At 28.0% G+C, this 19,650-nt stretch carries 18 protein-coding genes; 11 read left to right on the top strand and 7 right to left on the bottom strand.

What is annotated here, in order from left to right; genetic code table 11:
• Positions 1–842 (bottom strand): hypothetical protein (locus Q0V15_RS06130; RefSeq protein WP_297437048.1); only part of this gene is annotated, 842 nt, incomplete at its 3' end.
• A 309-nt stretch (positions 843–1,151) separates the two neighbouring features.
• Here Q0V15_RS06130 and Q0V15_RS06125 point away from each other — a divergent pair.
• From Q0V15_RS06125 to Q0V15_RS06115, 3 genes are all read left to right on the top strand, one after another.
• Positions 1,152–1,946: an ABC transporter ATP-binding protein gene (locus Q0V15_RS06125; protein WP_297437046.1), complete on the top strand. Its 795-nt coding sequence runs from the start codon at positions 1,152–1,154 to the stop codon at positions 1,944–1,946.
• A gap of 3 nt (positions 1,947–1,949) precedes the next feature.
• Complete coding sequence (locus tag Q0V15_RS06120) at positions 1,950–3,608, top strand: hypothetical protein (protein ID WP_297437044.1); 1,659 nt, start codon at positions 1,950–1,952, stop codon at positions 3,606–3,608.
• 108 nt (positions 3,609–3,716) lie between these two features.
• Positions 3,717–5,036, top strand: coding sequence for a peptidoglycan-binding protein (locus Q0V15_RS06115; RefSeq protein ID WP_297437042.1), 1,320 nt, complete (start codon positions 3,717–3,719; stop codon positions 5,034–5,036).
• An 84-nt stretch (positions 5,037–5,120) separates the two neighbouring features.
• On the opposite strand, the gene Q0V15_RS06110 is transcribed toward Q0V15_RS06115, so the two are convergent.
• The gene (locus Q0V15_RS06110) at positions 5,121–5,981 is read right to left on the bottom strand and encodes an NAD(P)/FAD-dependent oxidoreductase (RefSeq protein ID WP_297437039.1); all 861 of its coding nucleotides are present in this window, start codon (positions 5,979–5,981) and stop codon (positions 5,121–5,123) included.
• Positions 5,982–6,030: 49 nt separating this feature from the next.
• Positions 6,031–6,345, bottom strand: coding sequence for a thioredoxin (gene trxA / locus Q0V15_RS06105; protein ID WP_297437037.1), 315 nt, complete (start codon positions 6,343–6,345; stop codon positions 6,031–6,033).
• Between the two features lie 821 nt (positions 6,346–7,166).
• Between trxA and Q0V15_RS06100 the strand changes: the two genes are divergently transcribed.
• From Q0V15_RS06100 to secA, 5 genes are all read left to right on the top strand, one after another.
• A complete protein-coding gene (locus Q0V15_RS06100; RefSeq protein ID WP_297437035.1) occupies positions 7,167–7,355 on the top strand; it encodes a hypothetical protein in 189 nt (62 codons plus the stop codon).
• 546 nt (positions 7,356–7,901) lie between these two features.
• Entirely contained in the window at positions 7,902–9,005 is a 1,104-nt protein-coding gene (gene aguA / locus Q0V15_RS06095; RefSeq protein ID WP_297437033.1) for an agmatine deiminase, read from the top strand.
• Between the two features lies 1 nt (position 9,006).
• Complete coding sequence (gene aguB, locus Q0V15_RS06090) at positions 9,007–9,873, top strand: N-carbamoylputrescine amidase (RefSeq protein WP_297437031.1); 867 nt, start codon at positions 9,007–9,009, stop codon at positions 9,871–9,873.
• Between the two features lie 233 nt (positions 9,874–10,106).
• Positions 10,107–10,496, top strand: coding sequence for a hypothetical protein (locus Q0V15_RS06085; RefSeq protein ID WP_297437030.1), 390 nt, complete (start codon positions 10,107–10,109; stop codon positions 10,494–10,496).
• Between the two features lie 279 nt (positions 10,497–10,775).
• Positions 10,776–13,313 carry a preprotein translocase subunit SecA gene (gene secA, locus Q0V15_RS06080; RefSeq protein ID WP_297437028.1) on the top strand — a complete coding sequence of 846 codons (2,538 nt, stop codon included), beginning with the start codon at positions 10,776–10,778 and terminating at the stop codon, positions 13,311–13,313.
• A 57-nt stretch (positions 13,314–13,370) separates the two neighbouring features.
• Here the strand turns inward: secA and Q0V15_RS06075 are convergent, their stop codons facing one another.
• The 4 genes from Q0V15_RS06075 to Q0V15_RS06060 form a co-directional block, all read right to left on the bottom strand.
• The gene (locus Q0V15_RS06075; protein ID WP_297437026.1) at positions 13,371–14,183 is read right to left on the bottom strand and encodes a methyltransferase domain-containing protein; all 813 of its coding nucleotides are present in this window, start codon (positions 14,181–14,183) and stop codon (positions 13,371–13,373) included.
• Complete coding sequence (locus Q0V15_RS06070) at positions 14,184–14,888, bottom strand: alpha/beta fold hydrolase (RefSeq protein WP_297437024.1); 705 nt, start codon at positions 14,886–14,888, stop codon at positions 14,184–14,186.
• Between the two features lie 171 nt (positions 14,889–15,059).
• Complete coding sequence (locus tag Q0V15_RS06065) at positions 15,060–16,040, bottom strand: hypothetical protein (RefSeq protein WP_297437022.1); 981 nt, start codon at positions 16,038–16,040, stop codon at positions 15,060–15,062.
• A gap of 197 nt (positions 16,041–16,237) precedes the next feature.
• Positions 16,238–17,260, bottom strand: a complete 1,023-nt coding sequence (locus tag Q0V15_RS06060) for a hypothetical protein (RefSeq protein WP_297437020.1) — start codon at positions 17,258–17,260, stop codon at positions 16,238–16,240.
• Between the two features lie 342 nt (positions 17,261–17,602).
• Here Q0V15_RS06060 and Q0V15_RS06055 point away from each other — a divergent pair, with 342 nt between their 5' ends.
• The 3 genes from Q0V15_RS06055 to Q0V15_RS06045 all read left to right on the top strand — a co-directional run.
• A complete protein-coding gene (locus Q0V15_RS06055; RefSeq protein WP_297437018.1) occupies positions 17,603–17,761 on the top strand; it encodes a hypothetical protein in 159 nt (52 codons plus the stop codon).
• Positions 17,762–17,924: 163 nt separating this feature from the next.
• Entirely contained in the window at positions 17,925–18,068 is a 144-nt protein-coding gene (locus tag Q0V15_RS06050; protein WP_297437016.1) for a hypothetical protein, read from the top strand.
• A gap of 56 nt (positions 18,069–18,124) precedes the next feature.
• Positions 18,125–19,650: ABC-F family ATP-binding cassette domain-containing protein (locus tag Q0V15_RS06045; RefSeq protein ID WP_297437014.1), on the top strand; the 1,526-nt coding region annotated here is incomplete at its 3' end.

Genomic DNA, 19,650 nt, shown 5'->3' with positions numbered 1-19,650 from the left:
GGTAAGTTTAAATCTAAAATATTAGCAAATAGATTTATGTTTTTATCTATTGGGATAATATTATTTTTAATATCAAGAAGTTTAGCAAATCCATGATATGTGTACATATTCACGATAGGGAAATCCTTATCTGTTAAGTCACAAATTATATCAGTTTCTGCAAGGCTTACCATATTATCAGTAGGTGTAACTTCTTTATAAAGTCTTACAGAGAAGTTATATCTTATAACAGTAATATTATCTGATACTTCTATTTTATTTGATTTATTTCTTATATCAAATTTAGAAATTGAAGCAAGAGTATTATTTAAAACAAAGAAAGAAATATTTCTTTTATAATCTACCATATCTTTAAAATCAGCAAGTCTTTCAAGATTTGTGCTTATATCTACTGAAATCTCTTCTTTAGTAAGATTATTAAATCCAGCTTTTATATAATTAAGAGTTGTTTCATCTTCTATATTTTTTGAAATAATATCAAGACAGTTATTATAAATATCTTCAAATGAAGCAAATGTAAGAGCATATTTTATACCATCTAAAATAGCAAAAATCTTAAGTTTGGCAGAAGAATCTCCACCTCTTGTTGTATAGTTAACATCAACAAGTAAAGTTCCATTAAGAGCCTTTGTTGGGTAAGTTAACTTTTCAATTCCTTTAGTAACTTCGATTGTGTAATCATCACTTTTAAATAAATCATTTGTTTCTTGGTCTATTATATATGTAGATTTAAGCCCTTTTTCATCAGCATATCCTTGTCTTATAGCAGTAGTAGGTGCAAGTTTTTTTAAGTTGATGTAAGGTCTATCTAAACATAAGTTGCTTTCAGATATAATTCGCATAGTATCTCCTTTTTATTTGAATATTGAAGCCGAAGTTTCAATACTAATTTATTAATTGATTATGCTACATTATAACATAATTTATTGAAGTGGAAATCTAAAGATTATGATTTAAGCTAATTGCTAAGTAAAGGTAATATCTGTAATTGATTAGAAAATTTTCAATATGAAAATTTATGCTTATTATAATTTTAGTAGCTTGAAAAAAGTAGCAATAGGAAGTATTCTGATTTAAATGTTTTCATTATCAAAGTATCAATATATTTAAGTAGTTTTAAGATAGAAATAAATAAAAAATTAGGAGCGTGTATGGAAAATTTAGATTTAGAAAAAAGTGAAGTAGCACTAAGAATTAAAGGACTTAGAAAAAGTTTTGATGGACAGGAAGTTTTAAGAGGGCTTGACCTTGAAGTCAAAAGAGGTGAAATTATTGGATACATAGGTAGTAATGGTGCTGGTAAATCTACAACAGTAAAAACTATTCTTGGAATGAATGGTGATTATGAGGGAACTATAGAGGTTCTTGGAGAAAATATAGAAAAAAATAATGAGTATAAAAGAAGAATTGGTTATGTACCTGAAGTTGCAGATTTGTATGAAGCACTTACACCAAGAGAATTTTTTAGATTCCTTGGAGCATTATATGGCTTAGATGAAGAAACTTGTGATAGAAAAGGATTATCTATGATGGATGTTTTTGGAGTTAAGGATGTATATGATTCAAGAATTACATCATTTTCAAAAGGAATGAAGCAAAAGACTGTTATAGTATCAAGCCTTTTGCATAATCCAGATATTTTATTCTTTGATGAACCACTTACAGGACTTGATGCTAATTCAGTTATGATTTTTAAAGATGTTATAAAATCATTAGCAAGTAAAGGTAAAACTATATTTTACTCATCACACATAATGGAAGTTGTTGAAAATATAAGTGATAGAATAGTTTTACTTGATAATGGTGAGATAAGAGCTAATGGTAGCTTTAAAGAGCTTAAAGAGATTTCTAAGACTGGTTCACTTGAAGAACTATTCAATAAGCTTACAGGATTTACAGATCATAAAGAACGTTCTGATGATTTCCTTTCTGCATTGGAGGATTAGAAAATGAAAGATTTTATATTTTTAAAATTTCTTGATATGTTTAAATGGATGTTTGCAAAGGATGTAGATTATGTTGCGCTTAGAAAAATAATTCAGCTTAAAATTGTTTTAGATTCTAGGACAAGTTCAAATATAAGTCTTAGTGCATTTGGGAATAATAGAAGTTTAATATCTAGACTTATTGGAAAAAGAAAAAAAGAAACAAATAGAAATAGAACAACTATAGTTCTATATTTTATAATTGGAGTATTTGCTTCAACGATTATAGGAGTTCCATCACAGTATATGAGTGTAACCACACTTGTAGGACTTCTAATAACAGGGTTTATGATATTTATGGGAATGAGAATTATAAGTGTATTTTCAACAGTTCTAATAAATACAGATGATTCTAAAATTTTAGGATTTAGACCTGTTAATAAAAAGACTGTTTCAACTGCCAGAGCAATTTATTGTATTTATTATATAGGGATAATGTCACTTGCTCTTATAATAGTTCCTATTATAGCTATAAGTCTAAAATATTCAGTTATGGCAGGTGGAATATTGCTTCTTGATGCTATTTTTGCTGATATGTTATTTGTAGCATTTGTAGCTTTATTATATTATTTTATTTTAAAATTCTTTGATGGAGAAAAGCTTAAGGATGTTATCACAGCAATTCAAGTGATTTTGGCTATAATAATATTTGCTGCATCACATGCATTTTATGTTATACAACCAATAGAGGAAAGATTAAATGATATGTCATTCCATATTTGGTTTATGATTACGCCAACTTATTGGTTTGTTGCTCCATTTGGGCTTATTTATAATGGATATAGTACAAATTATTTAGTAGCAACACTTATAGGTGTAATTATACCTATAGTAGCAATAGCTATATATATTAGTAGGATTTCAAAATTTGAAGTTTACTTAGGGAAGCTTGATAAAGTAAGTAAGAGTAAGAAAAAAGTTAAATTTAGTCTTATGAGTTCTATTGGTAATTTGGTTTGTACTAATAAAGAAGAAAAAGCTTTCTTTAATTTTTCAAATAATATTATGAAAAATGAAAGAGAGTTTAAGCAAAAAGCTTATCCACAACTTGCTAGAGGGTTACTATCACCAGCATTTTTAATAATAGTATTTGCACAAGGTCATAGTATGGCTTCTTTAAGAAATGGATATTGGTTTTTAGTTTTATATCTTGGAGCAGCATCAGTTGCATCATTTGTATATTTACTTAAATATTCAACAGGATATAAAGGTGCTTGGGTATATCATATAACTCCACTTGAAAATGAGGGAGTTGCATATACTGGAGCTTTAAAAGCATTCTTTGTAAGAATAGTTTTACCACTTCTAATTATATTTGCAATTGTAATGGTTGGATTCTGGGGTATAAATAGGATTCCAGAAGCTATAACACTTATATTTGCAACAGCCTTATCATTCCCAATAAGTTATAAGTTAACAACAGCAGTACTTCCTTTCTCACTACCATTTGTAGAAAGAGGAAGAGGGAATAGAGGAAGAGGAATGTGGACAACTATTATAATGGTTATTATAGCAATCATACAGTTCTTATATGATTACTTTATACCTTATGGAAATTATATATTTATGGTAATAGTAATAGTAGTTTGTATTTTTACATGGAAAAAATTATTTAAAAAATAGAGTGAAAACTATCTTAGAATAAATCTAGGATAGTTTTTCTTATTTTATAGAAACAAGAAGCGGAAGTGTTACATATAATATTATGAAATAATTTTTAGTGGGGTTTTTATGAAAAATATAGGAAAGCTTAAAATACAGTGTTATTTAGAAGATACGTATATTCCTATTGAAGGTGTAAAGGTTGAAGTAACAAGTTCAGATGAAGCTTTTAATCATACAGGAAAAATAGTAGAAAAATGTACTAATTCAGAGGGGAATATTAATGAGATTGATTTAGAACTTGAGGACTGTACAACAGAAAAAAGACCATATGGTATTTTTAATATAATGTTAACTAAGAAAGGATACAAGCAACATTGTGTTAAAGGAATTCAAATTTTTGAAGGGATAACATCAATTCAAAAGTGCCATTTAGAGAAAGGTATGAACTCAGATTGTTCATGCAGTCATATAACTATTCCAGAACATAAACATGTTTCACAAAGTTGTTCAAAATGTAATGACAATTTGAAATATAATATAAAGCTTAAAGAAGAAACTATAAAAAATGATTATAAGGAAGAGAAAAATAAGGATAAAAAGAAATCTAAGAAAAAGTGTAAATGTAAGAGTAGTAAAAAACATGGATATAGAGTATTAGATTCTGTTGTAGTTCCATCTGTAATAACTGTACATTCAGGTTCACCAACAAATACAGCAGCACCAAATCATACAGTTAATTTTACTGATTATATTAAAAATGTAGCAAGTTCAGAAATTTATCCAAGTTGGAATGTAGATGCTATAAGGGCGAATGTATATTGTATAGTTTCATTTGTACTTAGCAGAGTTTATTCAGAATGGTATCCATCAAAAGGATATAATTTTGATATTACTAATGATACAGCTTATGATCAAGCATTTGTATTTGGAAGAAATACATTTGATACTGTTGATACAATTGTAGATCAGTTATTTAATGTTTATATAAGAAGAGATAATGAGGAAAAACCATTATTTGCAGAATTCTGCAATGGAACAACATCAAAATGCCCAGGATGGCTTAGTCAATGGGGAAGTCAACACCTTGCACAAGTTGGGTATGTACCATATGATATATTAACTTATTATTATGGTAATAATATAAATTTAGTCACTGCACATGAAATAGAAGGATATCCTAGTTCTTATCCAGGAAGTTTAATAACACTTTGGACAACAGGAAAGAGTGTAAAAACTATTCAAACTCAGCTAAATAGAATAGCAGAAAATTATCCTGTTATTCCAAAGCTTATAGCAGATGGTATTTATGGGCCTAAAACAGAGGCTTCAGTTGAGATATTTCAAGGGATATTTAACGCACCAAAAACAGGTATAGTAAATAAAGCAACTTGGTATTTGATATCAAGAGTTTTTACAGGGGTAACAAAAATAGAAGAACTTAATTAGTTGAAAATACAATATTAAGAGCAAAAAATCTCCATTATTTTAAATATATAAAATAATGGAGATTTTAAAATAAAGTTTAAAAAATTATTTTTTGGTAGCTAGATATGAAGCTGCACTAAGGGCTGCAATATTTCCTTCGCCTGCTGACTTAATATATTGGTATGGCTTACCAACACAATCACCGGCAGCATAACATCCCTCAATATTAGTTTTCATAGTTCTATCAACATTTATATGCCCATTAACGATTTTAATTCCTGGAACTAGTTGAGCTGGTGATATTGAATCTTTTAAAATAAATATACCATCTGTATCAAGTTCTCTAGTTTTCAAAACTAATTTATTAGCTTTACGAGTACCAGTTATTTTAACCGGAGTATCATTAATAATTTCAATTTTATCATTTCCTAAATATTCTGTTTTATACATTGGGATATAATAAACTTTTGAAGCAAGTTCTGAAACAAAGTCTACTTCTTCTTCAGCCGCTTTATTATATCCTAATATAGTAACGATTTTTTCTTTATATAAAGGTGCATCACAAGTTGCACAATATCCTACTCCACGTCCAATAAATTCTTCTTCACCATCTAAAGGCTTTCCATATTCAATTCCGGTTGCAAGAATTATTGATGTAGCTTCGATGCTTTCATTGTTACACATTATATCAAAATATTCACCCATTGAATAAATAGATGTTACTTTTTTTTCTGTAATTTGAATATCCATTACATCTAGATGCTCTTTAAATTTATCACCAATTTCTTTACCTGTCATACCAGTAAAACCAAGATAATTATTTATTTTAGGGGCTTTTAAAATTTTTGGACTTAAGTTTTTATTTCCAAATAAAATAAATTTTTTATTTCGTATTTTTGCATTAAGAGCAGCTGAAAGTCCAGCAGGTCCACTACCTATTATTGCTATATCATATCTATTTTCCATTTTAATTGACTCCTTTTAAATAAAAATTATTATTAGTTAGTTCTAGTTATTAAAGAAAGTTTTTTATTAATTCAGTCATAGAAACCTTAGGTTTAAATCCAACAGTTTTTTCTTGAAGACTACCATCTTTAAAGATTAAAATAGCTGGGATGTTTGTTATCTCATACTCATCAGCTAAGTTAGAACAGTCGTCAACATTTACTTTAATAAACGTTACATCTTTCATTTCACTTTCTAACTCATCAAATACTGGTCCAAGTTTTTGGCATGAGCCACACCAGTCTGCATAAAAATCTAATACTACTAATCCTTTTTTATCAAGTACCTCTTGTTTGAATTCATTTTCTTTTAAATATTTTATCATAATATTAATCCTCCTAAATTTTTGTATCATATATATAATTCAATTTAATCTACATACTTTAGATTAAATTATTAAAGCAGCTTAATTATTTTTTCTTTTTTTGTGAAGGGATGCTACAACTATTAGTATTCCCTTTATTCCCTTTTATTATTGCACACATTTTTTTAATTAATTTCATATTAGTTCCTCCTCAATCGTTCATGTAAGAAATTTGTTAATTACTATAAATCAAATATACACCCTATTATAAACCTTAACAATTAGGAACTTTTTAGTAACCATATAGAATATCTTCATGTTGATTGGAAAAATTTAAAAATATTGAAGGTGAAAGATATATATAGCAAAACAAAAAACTACCCTTAAGCACATTAGGGTAGTTTTTATATATATTCTTTATTATGGTACACAACTACCTATTTTAGAATATTAGGATAAATTTTATTTTTTAGGAGTTTTGATATAAGCATTTTTATTATTCAATATATTTTTAAAATAAACTTACAGATTTACTTTGAAAATATTTATCATGAATTTCGTTAATCAAATACCTTATGTATTAAATATACTATGAGTAAAACATATTAACAATTAGGAACTTTTTAGTAACCAGATAGTATGAAAGTCTAACTTATTTAAATAATTAATATTATTTAATAAAAATTAATATTGATATTTAGAGGCATAGTTTTTCATAATAGTAGAGTGTTAAATATAAATAAGTTTAATTAGTATAATAGTAATAAAATATATTTTACAGTAATTTTTATATCGTATATCATTTAAATATACAAAAAAATAACAAATAAGGAAGTGAAAACATGGTATGTCCAAATAGAGATATATTTAAAAATTTTCTGTTAGGTAGTGTTGGAAAAACTGTTTATGATTGTCCAAAGTATACAAAAAAATATAATGAAAAAATAATTCCAGCTGATTATAATGAAGAATTTTGTAAAAATAATAATAAACATAATAAAGTTGAGTGCTCATGTTTTGAAGTGAAATAACAATTGTTTTTTTAAATTATTATGTGTTGATATTAAATTATCAACACTTTTTTTGTATAAATATGTGTAAATAATGAGTTTTTATTTATAGAACAAGTAAATAAACTATTAATTTTATGATAAAAATAAAGAGTTTAAAGTATATGAAATATACTATTTTTGAATATTTATAATATAAAATATACTTTTTATGCTTAATATTGATAAATTGATAATTAAGGTAAATTTTAGGGTGTTTTAGTAGGGGGAATTATCATTTTTTAACTTTATGATGAAAAAAAGTGAATAATATTCAATAAAAATTCTTTAATGATATACTATGTTCAGTATATCGCTTTAAAAGTAAATGTTTAGAAAATAAAGTGCTTTGACCATAAGAAAAAATAGGACTATTCTAGGAGCATAGCTTGTGATAAGCAAGTTTTATTAAAAAACTAGGTTATAAGTTTCTACTAGATTTTTTATATTTGTCGAACGTTTAACTCGGAATTCCAAGTTGTAAAAAATGTGGTATTGAAAAAATAATCAAATTGAGGAGGAAACAGTATGAAGATAATAGACAGTACTCCAAAAAGAGATAATTTTAGAATGCCTGGAGAATTTGAGCCTCATGAAGGAACATTCATGATATGGCCAGAAAGAAATGATAATTGGCGTTTTGGAGGAAAGTATGCTCAAAAAGCATTTACTGAAGTTGCAAAAGCTATTTCAAGATTTGAAAAGGTTACTATGTGTGTAAATGCAGATCAATACGAAAATGCTAGAAAAATGCTTCCAGAAAACATTCGTGTTGTGGAAATAGCTAGTAATGACTCATGGGCTAGAGATTGTGGTCCAACTTTCGTAAAAAATATGAAAGGTGAAGTAAGAGGAATTGACTGGCAGTTTAATGCATGGGGTGGACTTGTAGATGGATTATATTTCCCTTGGGATAATGATAATTCAGTTGCAAAGAAAATCTGTAATCTTGAATGGAAAGATAATTATGCATTAAGTGATTTTGTACTAGAGGGTGGATCTATCCATGTTGATGGAGATGGAACAGCTTTAGTTACAGAGGCGTGTCTTCTAAGTGAAGGACGTAATCCTGATATGAGTAAACAAGAGATAGAAGAAAAACTAAAGGAATATTTAAATGTTGAGAAAGTAATATGGATCAAACATGGTATATACCTAGATGAAACAAATGAGCATATTGATAATATTGCAGCATTTGTAAAACCAGGAGTAGTTGTTATAGCGTGGACTGAAGATAAAAATGATCCTCAGTATAACTTATCAAAAATAAGTTATGATACATTATGCAAAGAAACTGATGCAAAGGGAAGAAAATTAGATGTTCATAAGCTAATTTTACCTTCTCCAATTTATATTACAAAAGAAGAGAGTGAAGGTGTAGATACAGTTGTAGGAACATTACCAAGAGATATTGGTGAAAGACTTGCAGCATCATACGCAAATTACTACGTTTGTAATGGGGCAGTTATTATGCCAGGATTTAATGATCCAAGTGATGAAATAGCGAAAGCAAAATTACAAGAATTATATCCAGACAGAGAAGTCGTTCAAATATATGCAAGAGAAATATTACTTGGTGGCGGGAATATACATTGTATTACTCAGCAAGAACCAAAAGAAGGAGTGTTATAAAATGAGAAAAGTTAAAGTAGCAGCAACACAAATGACATGTTCATGGAACGCTGAGGAAACATTAAACAATGCAGAAAAATTAGTAAGACAAGCAGCGGAAAAAGGAGCACAAATCATACTTTTACAAGAATTATTTGAAGCACCATACTTCTGCCAACAAGAAAAATATGAATACTTTGATTTAGCAACACCTCTTGATGAGAACCCTGCTATAAAAAGATTCCAAAAAGTAGCTAAAGAATTAGAAGTAGTTTTACCAATAAGTTATTTTGAAAGAGCTGGTAACACAACATTTAACTCAATCGCTATAATAGATGCTGATGGAGAAGTTTTAGGACAATATAGAAAAACTCATATTCCAACAGGTCAATCATATGAAGAAAAATTCTACTTTGCACCTGGAGATACAGGATTCAAAGTTTGGAATACAAAATATGCTAAAATCGGTGTAGGTATATGTTGGGATCAATGGTTCCCAGAAAGTGCTAGATGTATGTCACTTCTTGGAGCAGAAATATTATTCTATCCAACAGCTATCGGTTCAGAGCCAGTATTAACAAGAGATACTGAGCCACACTGGGAAAACTGTATGAAAGGACATGCTGCGGCAAACATTATGCCTTTAGTAGCTTCAAACAGAATAGGAACAGAAACAGATGAAACATCAATGACATTCTACGGAAGTTCATTCATTGCTGATGAAACTGGAGAAAAAGTTGTTCAAGCTGATAGAGTTTCAGAAGATGTTATAGTTGCAGAATTTGACCTTGATGCAATCAGAGATAAAAGATATGGTTGGGGTGTATATAGAGACCGTAGACCAGATATGTATGAGCCAATGATGCATACTGATTCAAGTAATAGATAGTCAAAAATTAAATTTTATATATAAGAGAGCGAGTTGTATATATATGCAACTTGCTTTCTTTTGTTTTAAGCTGAAAATTTATAGTATAAATGAGTAATTTAATTTCCTAATTGATATAATACTGAAATATTTCTAATTTATAATTAGATTAGATTAAAAGACATTTAAATAAACTCGAATAAAATTAGAAGTAAACGTTTGATTGAAACTAAAAATAAAGAGGGGGATTACAGATGTTAAGAAAAACTGTAAAGCCAATTAGAGAAAGATATAAAGAAGATGAATATGCTATATTTAAAGAAAATACTGATGAGATGTATACTACTCATATTTTACTTGTTCAAGGACATGTATATGCTAAGGTGAGTATAGATAAAAATAATAATATAGTTGAAAATGATTATTCTGGTTCAGAGGATTTAAGATTTTTACTTTTAAATTTAATTCAAGAGTATAAGCATTTACAATATTTTGGTGAAGAACTAGCAGTTTTAGAATTTGGAGTTAATGTAGATAGTGATGGAAAACTTTCAGAGCATATTTTAATTGATGAAGAAAGTATACTTGATACTAAAAGTTTTAGGTATATTAAAGATAAAGAAATAGGAAATACAATAGTTTAAATATATAGCTATATAAAGTATGGAGGAAACTCTAAGTTTTATATAGCTCTTTTATTAGTATAAATAATTATTTCTTTGAATTCATATATTTGGAAAAATTTCTAAAATGAAAATTAAAGATAAGTATTTAGATTAAATTTATGATGCTTGGTAGAAGGTATAAAGCAAGGTAAACACTACTTTGAGAATAGAATTTTACATTTAATAATCATTTTGATAAGATAGGGTTAATTGCTTAAATAGATATGAGATAAAAGAGTATTGAGGGAGAAACTTAAGATGAATAGATATGATAAAAAACAAATAAACAAACTTATGAAAATGGCAGATAAGGTTTTACTTTTAGATGAAAAAATGAGTAAACTTTCAGATATAGAACTTAGTAATAAAACATTTGAATTTAGAGAAAGGTTAAATAATAAAGAAAAATTAAATGATATTTTAGTAGAGGTTTTTGCAGTTGCGAGAGAGGCAAGCTTTAGAGTGCTTGGTAAAAAGCATTATAAAGTTCAGATTATGGGGGGAATTGCACTTCATCAAGGAAGAGTAGCAGAGATGAGAACTGGTGAGGGAAAAACATTAACAGAATTATGCCCAGCATATCTTAATGCGCTTGAAAGCAAAGGCGTACATATAATAACAGTTAATGACTACCTTGCAGCAAGAGATAAAGAAGAAATGGAACCATTCTTTAATTTTTTAAATTTAAGTGTGGGACTTGTTATAGATGGTGCAGGAGCTAAAAAGGAAGAGTATGCAAAGGATATAACTTATACAACTAACACAGAACTAGGGTTTGATTACTTAAGAGATAATATAGTGGCATCTTTAGATGCAAAAGTTCAAAGACCTTTAAACTATGTAATTATAGATGAAGTAGATTCAGTTTTAATAGATGAAGCTAGAACACCTCTTATAATTTCAGGACAAGGTTCAACACCATCAGAGCTTTATGGAAATATCAGTACAGCTATAAAAACTTTCAGTGAAGATGACTATGATATGGTTAAAAAAGAGGATTCTATTTGCATAAGTGAAGTTGGGGTGAAAAAAATAGAGAATATTTTTGGAATGGATAATTTAGCAGACCTTGAGTATACAGAGATAAATCATATTATTTCACAAACTTTAAGAGCACAGTTTATGCTTAAAGTTAATAGAGATTATATAGTAAAAGATGGTGAGATTGTTTTAATTGATATAAATACAGGAAGGGTTGCTGATGGAAGAAGATTTTCAGATGGACTTCATCAAGCACTTGAAGCAAAAGAAGGTGTTGATGTACAAGCTGAAAACAGAACTCTTGCAACTATAACATATCAAAATTTCTTTAAATTATATAATAAAGTAGCAGGAATGAGTGGTACAGTAAAAACAGAAGAACTTGAATTTAGAGAAATATATAGCTTAGATGTTGTATCTATTCCAACTAATAAAGTGATACAAAGGAAAGATCATGTTGATAAAGTATATAAAAATAATGATGAGAAAATAGAAGCTATTATTAGCGATATTATTAAAACACATACTAAGGGAAAACCTATTTTAGTTGGAACACCTAGTATTGAAAAATCTGAAGAGATATCAGCAATACTTAAAAAAAGAGGGATAGAGCATAGAGTTTTAAATGCTAAAACTAACTCAGATGAAGCAGAAATAATTTCACACGCAGGAGAGAGAAGCTCTATTACTGTTGCTACTAATATTGCTGGAAGAGGAACAGATATAAAAATTTCTAGTTGGGTTAATGGACTTGGGGGCTTAAAAGTTATTGGAACTGAAAGGTCAGAGAGTAGAAGGATTGATAATCAACTTATAGGAAGAGCAGGAAGACAAGGGGATAATGGTTCATCACAATTTTATCTTTCATGTGATGATAAGCTATTAAAAGTTTATGGGGAAGGTATTTTAAAAAAGAAATTTGAGAAGGCTAATAAAAAGAAAAAACAAGTTTCAGATAAATCTATTGTTAAAAGCATAGAAAAAGCACAAGGGGTTATAAATGGACTTTACTATGAGGCTAGAAAATATACGTTAAAGTATGATTTTGCAGTTAATAAACATAGAAATTTAATTTATAAAGATAGAGATGCAGTTCTTGGGCTTGGAGATATAGCAAAAAATATATCAGATATGATTCTAGAAGAAGTATTTATAATTATAACAAAAAGATATATGGAACTTTTAGATGTAGATGGGAAAGAAACTATAACAAAAGAAAATGTTTATAATTATGATGTTTTAGATTTATATGAGAAGGATAGAGAATTGTTTTATGATAGCGCTATTAATCTTATAATTGAGCGATTTAAAGAGAGATTTACTTTTACAGAAAATGAAGTAGAAGAGGTTAAAAAGCTTAATGATTTAGCAGAAATTATTGATTATATAACAAAAGAAGTCATAATTTATATAAATAATTTACTAAATGAAGGTTATATTTTAAATGATGAAGTTTTAAGAATGGCTATGCTTAGTGCTGTTGATTTATGTTGGATTGAGCATCTTGATGAAATGGAATTACTTAAAAAAGTAGTTAAAGATCAAGCATATAATCAGAAAGACCCAGTAGATGTTTATAAACTTAAAAGTGGTGAGAAGTTTGTAAAACTTACTGATAATATAAGAACTCAGTTTATTGATATTTTATTTAATTCTATACAAGATGTAACAGTTACTTATGTTGATGAAAATGGTGTAGAAATAGATGGATATGAGGAAATAATAGAGTTAGAAGATTCAGAAGAAAATAATAATGACTACAAGGAAATTATAGAGCTAGAAGAGATAGAAGAAATAGAAATGGCTGAAGATTAAATTAATTTAGCATATAGAAAATGGTTAGATAAACCTTTGGATTTATCTAACCATTTTTTAATTAATTTTTTCAATAACGTAGAATAAAAGATAGTATGTTGCATAAACAAAACTTCTAAATTCTTCATTTGAACTATCTTTAAGTGAGTAATTTTGATTATAATATTCAATAATTTCTTTAGTCATAATGGGTGTTATATATTTAGAAACTTCACTACTATTAGCACCGATTGCTTTTACTGATTTAAGAAATTTAAGTGCATTTTTAAAATACTCTACATACATTTTATAGTCGTTAGTTATTATGTAAAGGTCATCTTTAAATATATCTAAAACAAGCTCTGAAAGCTCTATTTTAGAGTAATAATTTCTATTTTGTCTTACAGTTAAATCATTTTTTTCAAAGATGTGATTTAGTGAGGTATCAAGTTCTTTAAAAGTCTTTGTAGCAAATGTTGAAAATGCTAAAACACCACCATATGAAAGTCGTGATTTAAGAGTTTCAAGAACTGATGGTAAATCAGTAATCCATTGAAGTACAGCACTTGATATAATTAAATCAAATTCATCAATAGGGCAATGTCTTTCTATATCACAGCATATAAACTCAATATTTTCATCTTGAAGTTTATCTTTGCAAACATCAATCATTCCCTCTGATATATCAACGCAAGTCAATTTAGCACTTGGAAATAAAGTTCTTAATTTACTTGTTAAAAGCCCAGTTCCACAGCCAACTTCAAGAATATTCATATATTCTTTTTTAGGTAGGCTATCAAGCAACATATCTATCATATATTTTTGAACATTAGCATTATCATCATATGTTTTTGAACCTTTAGAAAAATTCTTTTTTATATCATCTTTCACTTAAAACTCTCCTTTCCAAAGATTTAGAAGTGCATCATAGCAAACTTCATTATGTGAGTAAAATGGCATATGAGCACAGCTATCTATTTTAATTATTTTTTTTTCTGACTTTAAGTTTTCAAAGATATATTCACCTTGTGATAATGGTGAGATAGTATCATTTTCTCCATGAATTATAAGTGTTTTACATTCAATAGAAGAAATCTTATTTCTAAAATCACTATCTACTAGATATTTTAGCCCAAACTCAAGGTTATTAACCTGTGAATTATCTAAAGTTTCAACTTTAAAAGGAAAAGTATCTACATTATATAATAGGTTTTTATTAAAATCATTTAAAACATCTACATAAGATGTAGAAAGTTTATCAATCATAAATCCAACAATTCTTTTATTCCAACCCATCTTGTGATCTGGAGATTTACAGAACTTAGCCATTGAAGAGATAAATGATATAGAATTTATCTTATCCTTTAGAACTTCATAAGTAGATAGAGTTACAAGCCCACCCATTGACCAAGCTATAATATCAAAGCTATCTAAATTATTATCAGCTACAAATTTAATTAGCTTTTCATCAAAGTTTGAATTTATATTATTAAATTCTATATAAAAAACATTATTTTTAGTTTCAAGAAGTGAGATAAGTCTTTCAAAGTAAGCTTGCTTACTAGACCAGCCACCAATTATAATTATATTTCTCAAATTAAACCATCCTTTCAGCAATTTATATTACTAATGTATTTAAGATATATCATACATTAGTTTAGTGCTGTTTGAATAGTAATTTAAAGAATTTGAAGTTACTAAAAGTGATATAGAAAATGAGAACTTTTAGAAGTAAATCTAGAAGTTCTCATTTTTTTATAAATTTTATTATGGAGTAAAGTTTCCTGTTAAAGTAACATTATAAGTTTTACTTTCACTAGTTCCAGGTTTTATTATAAACAGACCTTTGGAATTTCCTGTGTTAGGGATTTGATTTAATAAATATTCACCAGTTTTTTCTCCGTTATAAGATTCTATAAGTTCATTTTGATACTTTTTATCTGTAACAGGGAATTTATAATTAAGAGTAAATATATTATTATCTCCTGCATATTTTTCATAATAGTTAGGGCGATTAACAATGCTACTAATAATAGTTACTGGAGTTCCATTAATAATTGTGTGATAAAAAGGCATCTGTGTCATTGGTGGTGCAGAATCAGGCGCTATGAAATAAAGACTTACGCCTGTTATAGCATTAGAAGCAGTCTGAGTAAATGTACCACTAAGAAATGGTCCATATTTATAGCTATGGTATTTAAGCTTAAATACACTTGTATTATTACCATTATAATACTCATAAATAGTAAAATTATTATTTCCAAGCGAAGCTATTTTAACAGTGAAGGTTTCATTTAGCTTGTTAATATAATATTCTGATAAAACAAGCATGTTATTAACAATATGCCCACCTTTAAGTGGGATTGAAATTTCAGAACCATTTACTATACCTGTTAAGTATGTTGCACCGGACAATATATCATCAAAATTTCCTGTTCCTGTATTTATAGTAGGCTTTTTAATGACTGGTTTTGATATAGGAATAGGATTTGACTGTGCTTGATTATTATAATTTACATTATTTGATTCTTTTGTATTCTTAGATTGGTTAGAAGTATTTTGATTATTATTAGCATTATTTTGTGAGTTTGCAGTTCCATTTAAATTTGCATTTTTCTTTATACTACTTGTATTGTTTAAAGTATTTGTATTTATAGTACTAGCTTTCGCTGGTGTTGCAGTCATAAAATAAACTGCTATGATTACAACTATGCCTACGATTATTATTGTTCCAATTATTGATTTCATATTATTATCTCCTTTGTTACTAATATTATATATTTATCCAGTTGGTGAGAAGAAACAACTTATAGAATGTTTAGGGGGGATTTGGTTTAAATAATATTTTTTGTTAAAAAAGAAAGCTATATCAGCATATCTATAAAAGTTTGAAACTTTTAGTTTAGATATATTGATATAGCTTTTAGTTTTAAGATTTAACTTTATTAAGGATTAAGACTTCCAGTTAAAGTTACATCAAATGTTCGACTTTCACTAGTTCCAGGTTTTGTTATAAAGATTCCTTTAGCATTACCTGTATTACCTATTGGGTTTAGTAGATACTCACCACTAGTTTGCCCATTATAAGATTCAGTTAGAACAGTCTGATATTTTCTATTATTATTTTTGTAGTCATAAGATAGCGTAAATAAATTATTATCGCCAGCATATTTTTCATAATATCCAGAATTATTAAATTTAGAAATTACTGTTACATCACTTCCATTAATGTTTGTATGGTAGAATGGCATTTTTGTTAGCATACCACCATAATTTGATGACATAAGGTTAAATGTTATTCCAGTTACCTCATTTGAACCTGCATGAGTAAATGTACCAGCAAGTGTTGGATTACCATATTGAGTATTGTGATATTTAAGCTTAAATGTAGCTGTATTAGTATCACCATAGTACTCATAAAGAACAAAGTTATTATCTCCAAGAGAAGCTATCTTTGCTGTAAAAGTTTCATTTAATCTGCTAGTATAATATTCAGGTAAAACAAGCATGTTATTAACAACATGTCCACCTTGAAGAGGAATTATAATTTGAGTACCATCTATTGTACCAGTCATATAATTTGCTCCACTTATGATATCAGCAAAGTTTCCTGTTCCTGTATTTATAGTAGTTTTTTTAACTACTGGTTTTGGTGCAGGAGTAGGTTGTGGCTGTGCTTGGTTATTATTATTTTGTTGTGTATTTTGATTATTATTTGACTCATTTGTATTCTTAGCTTGGCTAGAAGTATTCTGAGTATGTATATCTTTATTTTGATTATTAGTATTCACATTATTTTGTGAATTTGTAGCATTAGTTGCATTGCTTGTACTATTTAAAGCATTTGCATTAAGTCCTGTATTTGTGCTAGTAGTAGCTTGTGCAGGTGTTGAACTCATAAAATAAACTGCTCCTATTACAACTATACCTACGGCTATTATTGTTCCAATTATTGCTTTTGATTTCATATTATCATCTCCCTTATAACAAATATTATATATATTTCCAAGACTTAAAAAGAAACAATTTGTATAATCTTTAGGTTAATTCTGTTTAAATTTATAAAGAAAATTAAAAAAAGGGAGTTATATTTAAGAAAAAGATGATAAATTAGTCTTTTTTATTAAGAAAAAATGATATTTAAATAGTTAATAGTTTACATTGAAATTTGTATGCATAAACATAGGAGGATGATAAATAAAATTTATAGAAGGGGTTCCAAATAAGGAAACTTAGGAATATCCCTTGAGTATAGTATATTGAGAATATCAAATATCTATATTTATTTTAAGATGTGAGAGGGTTTTATAATGAGCCAAGTTGTTATAAAAAATAAATTTGAAGTAAAAATTGAAAGAAAAGAAAAGAAGATAGCGTTTTTCAAAAGAGCGGGATTTAAGTCATGGGCTAATGTTTTAGGTGTTTTAGCTCTATCAGGACTTATATTTTTGGCTAGTTTGTTCATGTAAGCAAAGTTTCCCCTTTGTTTAGTTATTCAGGATGGATTTTTTAGTCTATCCTGTTTTTTATTGCATTTAAGAACTAAATTTGACTAATTTTTTCTAAATTTCTAATTAAAATTTTAGGATTATAAGTTATAATAGATGAAGAAGATTAAAGGCGGTGCTTATAATGGAGAAGACAGTAGGAAAAAGAAGTCAAACAAGAATGGTTAAAAGAAATAAGATTAAAAAAGACAAAAACTTTGCTTGGGTTAATATAGTTTACATAATAATATTTGCAGGAATTATTTTTGCTATGAGTAAATTTGTTTAAGCAATTAATTTAAAATTGATATAAAAAAGATATTTAGATAAGATGGAGGAAATTTAATGAGCGTTTTACATGTGCAGAATATGAATCATGGGTTTGGAGATAGAGCAATTTTTGAGGATGTATCATTCAGACTTTTAAAGGGTGAACATGTTGGATTAATTGGAGCTAATGGTGAAGGTAAATCAACATTTATGAATATAATAACAGGAAAACTTATGCCTGATGAAGGAAAAGTTACTTGGAGTAATAAAGTTAGGGTTGGTTACATGGACCAGCATACAGAACTTAATAAAGATGAGTCAATCAAAGATGTCTTAAGAGGAGCATTTAAGTATCTATTCGATATGGAAGCTGAAATGAATGAACTTTATGGCAGAATGGGAGATATGGATGAAGATGAAATGAATAAGGCTTTAGAGAGAACAGCTATTATTCAAGACACTTTAGATAATAATGGATTCTATGTTATAGACCCAAAGGTTGAAGAGGTTGCAGCTGGACTTGGTCTTAATGGAATAGGTCTTGATAAAGATGTTATAAACTTATCAGGTGGACAAAGAACAAAGGTATTACTTGCTAAGCTTCTTTTAGAAACTCCTGATATTTTACTTCTTGATGAGCCTACTAACTATCTTGATGAAGAGCATATAATGTGGCTTAAAAGATACCTTAATAATTATGATAATGCATTTATACTTATATCACATGATATTCCTTTCTTAAATGATGTTATAAATTTAATTTATCATGTTGATAATAGAGGTCTTAAAAGATATGTTGGAGATTATGATGAATTCCAACGTATATATGAAGCTAATAAAAAACAAGTAGAAGCTGCTTTTGATAAACAACAAAAAGAAATAGCAAAACTTGAAGATTTCGTTGCTAGAAATAAAGCTAGAGTTGCTACATCAAATATGGCTAAATCTAGACAAAAGAAACTTGATAAAATGGACAGAATAGAAGTTGCTGAAGAAAAACCAAAGCCAACGTTTGACTTTAGAAAAGGTAAAACAACAGGTAAAATGGTATTTGAAACAACAGACTTAGTAATTGGATATGATGAGCCATTAACAAAACCACTTAACCTATTAATGGAAAGAGGACAGAAAATTGCTTTAGTTGGTTCAAATGGACTAGGTAAATCAACACTACTTAAAAGTTTAATGGGACTAATACAGCCAATAAGCGGAGCAGTAGAACTTGGTTACTATCAAGAACTAGGATACTTTGAACAAGAAATAAAAGGTGATAACTATAGAACATGTATAGATGAAATATGGGAAGAGTTCCCTTCATGGACACAATATGAAGTAAGATCAGCACTTGCTAGATGTGGACTAATGACAAAACACATAGAAAGTTCTGTACAAGTATTAAGTGGAGGAGAACAAGCAAAAGTAAGACTTTGTAAACTAATAAATAGAGATACAAATATCTTAGTACTTGATGAGCCTACAAACCACTTAGATGTAGATGCAAAAGATGAACTTAAAAGAGCATTAAAAGAGTACAAAGGAGCAATCCTTCTTGTATGTCACGAACCAGAATTCTATCAAGATATAGTAACAGAAGTTTGGAA

This window comes from uncultured Clostridium sp., assembly GCF_947036855.1.
GTDB lineage: Bacteria > Bacillota > Clostridia > Clostridiales > Clostridiaceae > Sarcina.
This window is presented reverse-complemented; position numbering and strand designations above follow the sequence as displayed.

Excerpts from the sequence above, each read along its gene's own strand:
- Q0V15_RS06125 (WP_297437046.1), top strand. The coding sequence starts at position 1,152 with ATGGAAAATTTAGATTTAGAAAAAAGTGAAGTAGCACTAAGAATTAAA.
- Q0V15_RS06120 (WP_297437044.1), top strand. The coding sequence starts at position 1,950 with ATGAAAGATTTTATATTTTTAAAATTTCTTGATATGTTTAAATGGATG.
- Q0V15_RS06115 (WP_297437042.1), top strand. The coding sequence starts at position 3,717 with ATGAAAAATATAGGAAAGCTTAAAATACAGTGTTATTTAGAAGATACG.
- Q0V15_RS06110 (WP_297437039.1), bottom strand. The coding sequence starts at position 5,981 with ATGGAAAATAGATATGATATAGCAATAATAGGTAGTGGACCTGCTGGA.
- trxA (WP_297437037.1), bottom strand. The coding sequence starts at position 6,345 with ATGATAAAATATTTAAAAGAAAATGAATTCAAACAAGAGGTACTTGAT.
- Q0V15_RS06100 (WP_297437035.1), top strand. The coding sequence starts at position 7,167 with ATGGTATGTCCAAATAGAGATATATTTAAAAATTTTCTGTTAGGTAGT.
- aguA (WP_297437033.1), top strand. The coding sequence starts at position 7,902 with ATGAAGATAATAGACAGTACTCCAAAAAGAGATAATTTTAGAATGCCT.
- aguB (WP_297437031.1), top strand. The coding sequence starts at position 9,007 with ATGAGAAAAGTTAAAGTAGCAGCAACACAAATGACATGTTCATGGAAC.
- Q0V15_RS06085 (WP_297437030.1), top strand. The coding sequence starts at position 10,107 with ATGTTAAGAAAAACTGTAAAGCCAATTAGAGAAAGATATAAAGAAGAT.
- secA (WP_297437028.1), top strand. The coding sequence starts at position 10,776 with ATGAATAGATATGATAAAAAACAAATAAACAAACTTATGAAAATGGCA.
- Q0V15_RS06065 (WP_297437022.1), bottom strand. The coding sequence starts at position 16,040 with ATGAAATCAATAATTGGAACAATAATAATCGTAGGCATAGTTGTAATC.
- Q0V15_RS06060 (WP_297437020.1), bottom strand. The coding sequence starts at position 17,260 with ATGAAATCAAAAGCAATAATTGGAACAATAATAGCCGTAGGTATAGTT.
- Q0V15_RS06055 (WP_297437018.1), top strand. The coding sequence starts at position 17,603 with ATGAGCCAAGTTGTTATAAAAAATAAATTTGAAGTAAAAATTGAAAGA.
- Q0V15_RS06050 (WP_297437016.1), top strand. The coding sequence starts at position 17,925 with ATGGAGAAGACAGTAGGAAAAAGAAGTCAAACAAGAATGGTTAAAAGA.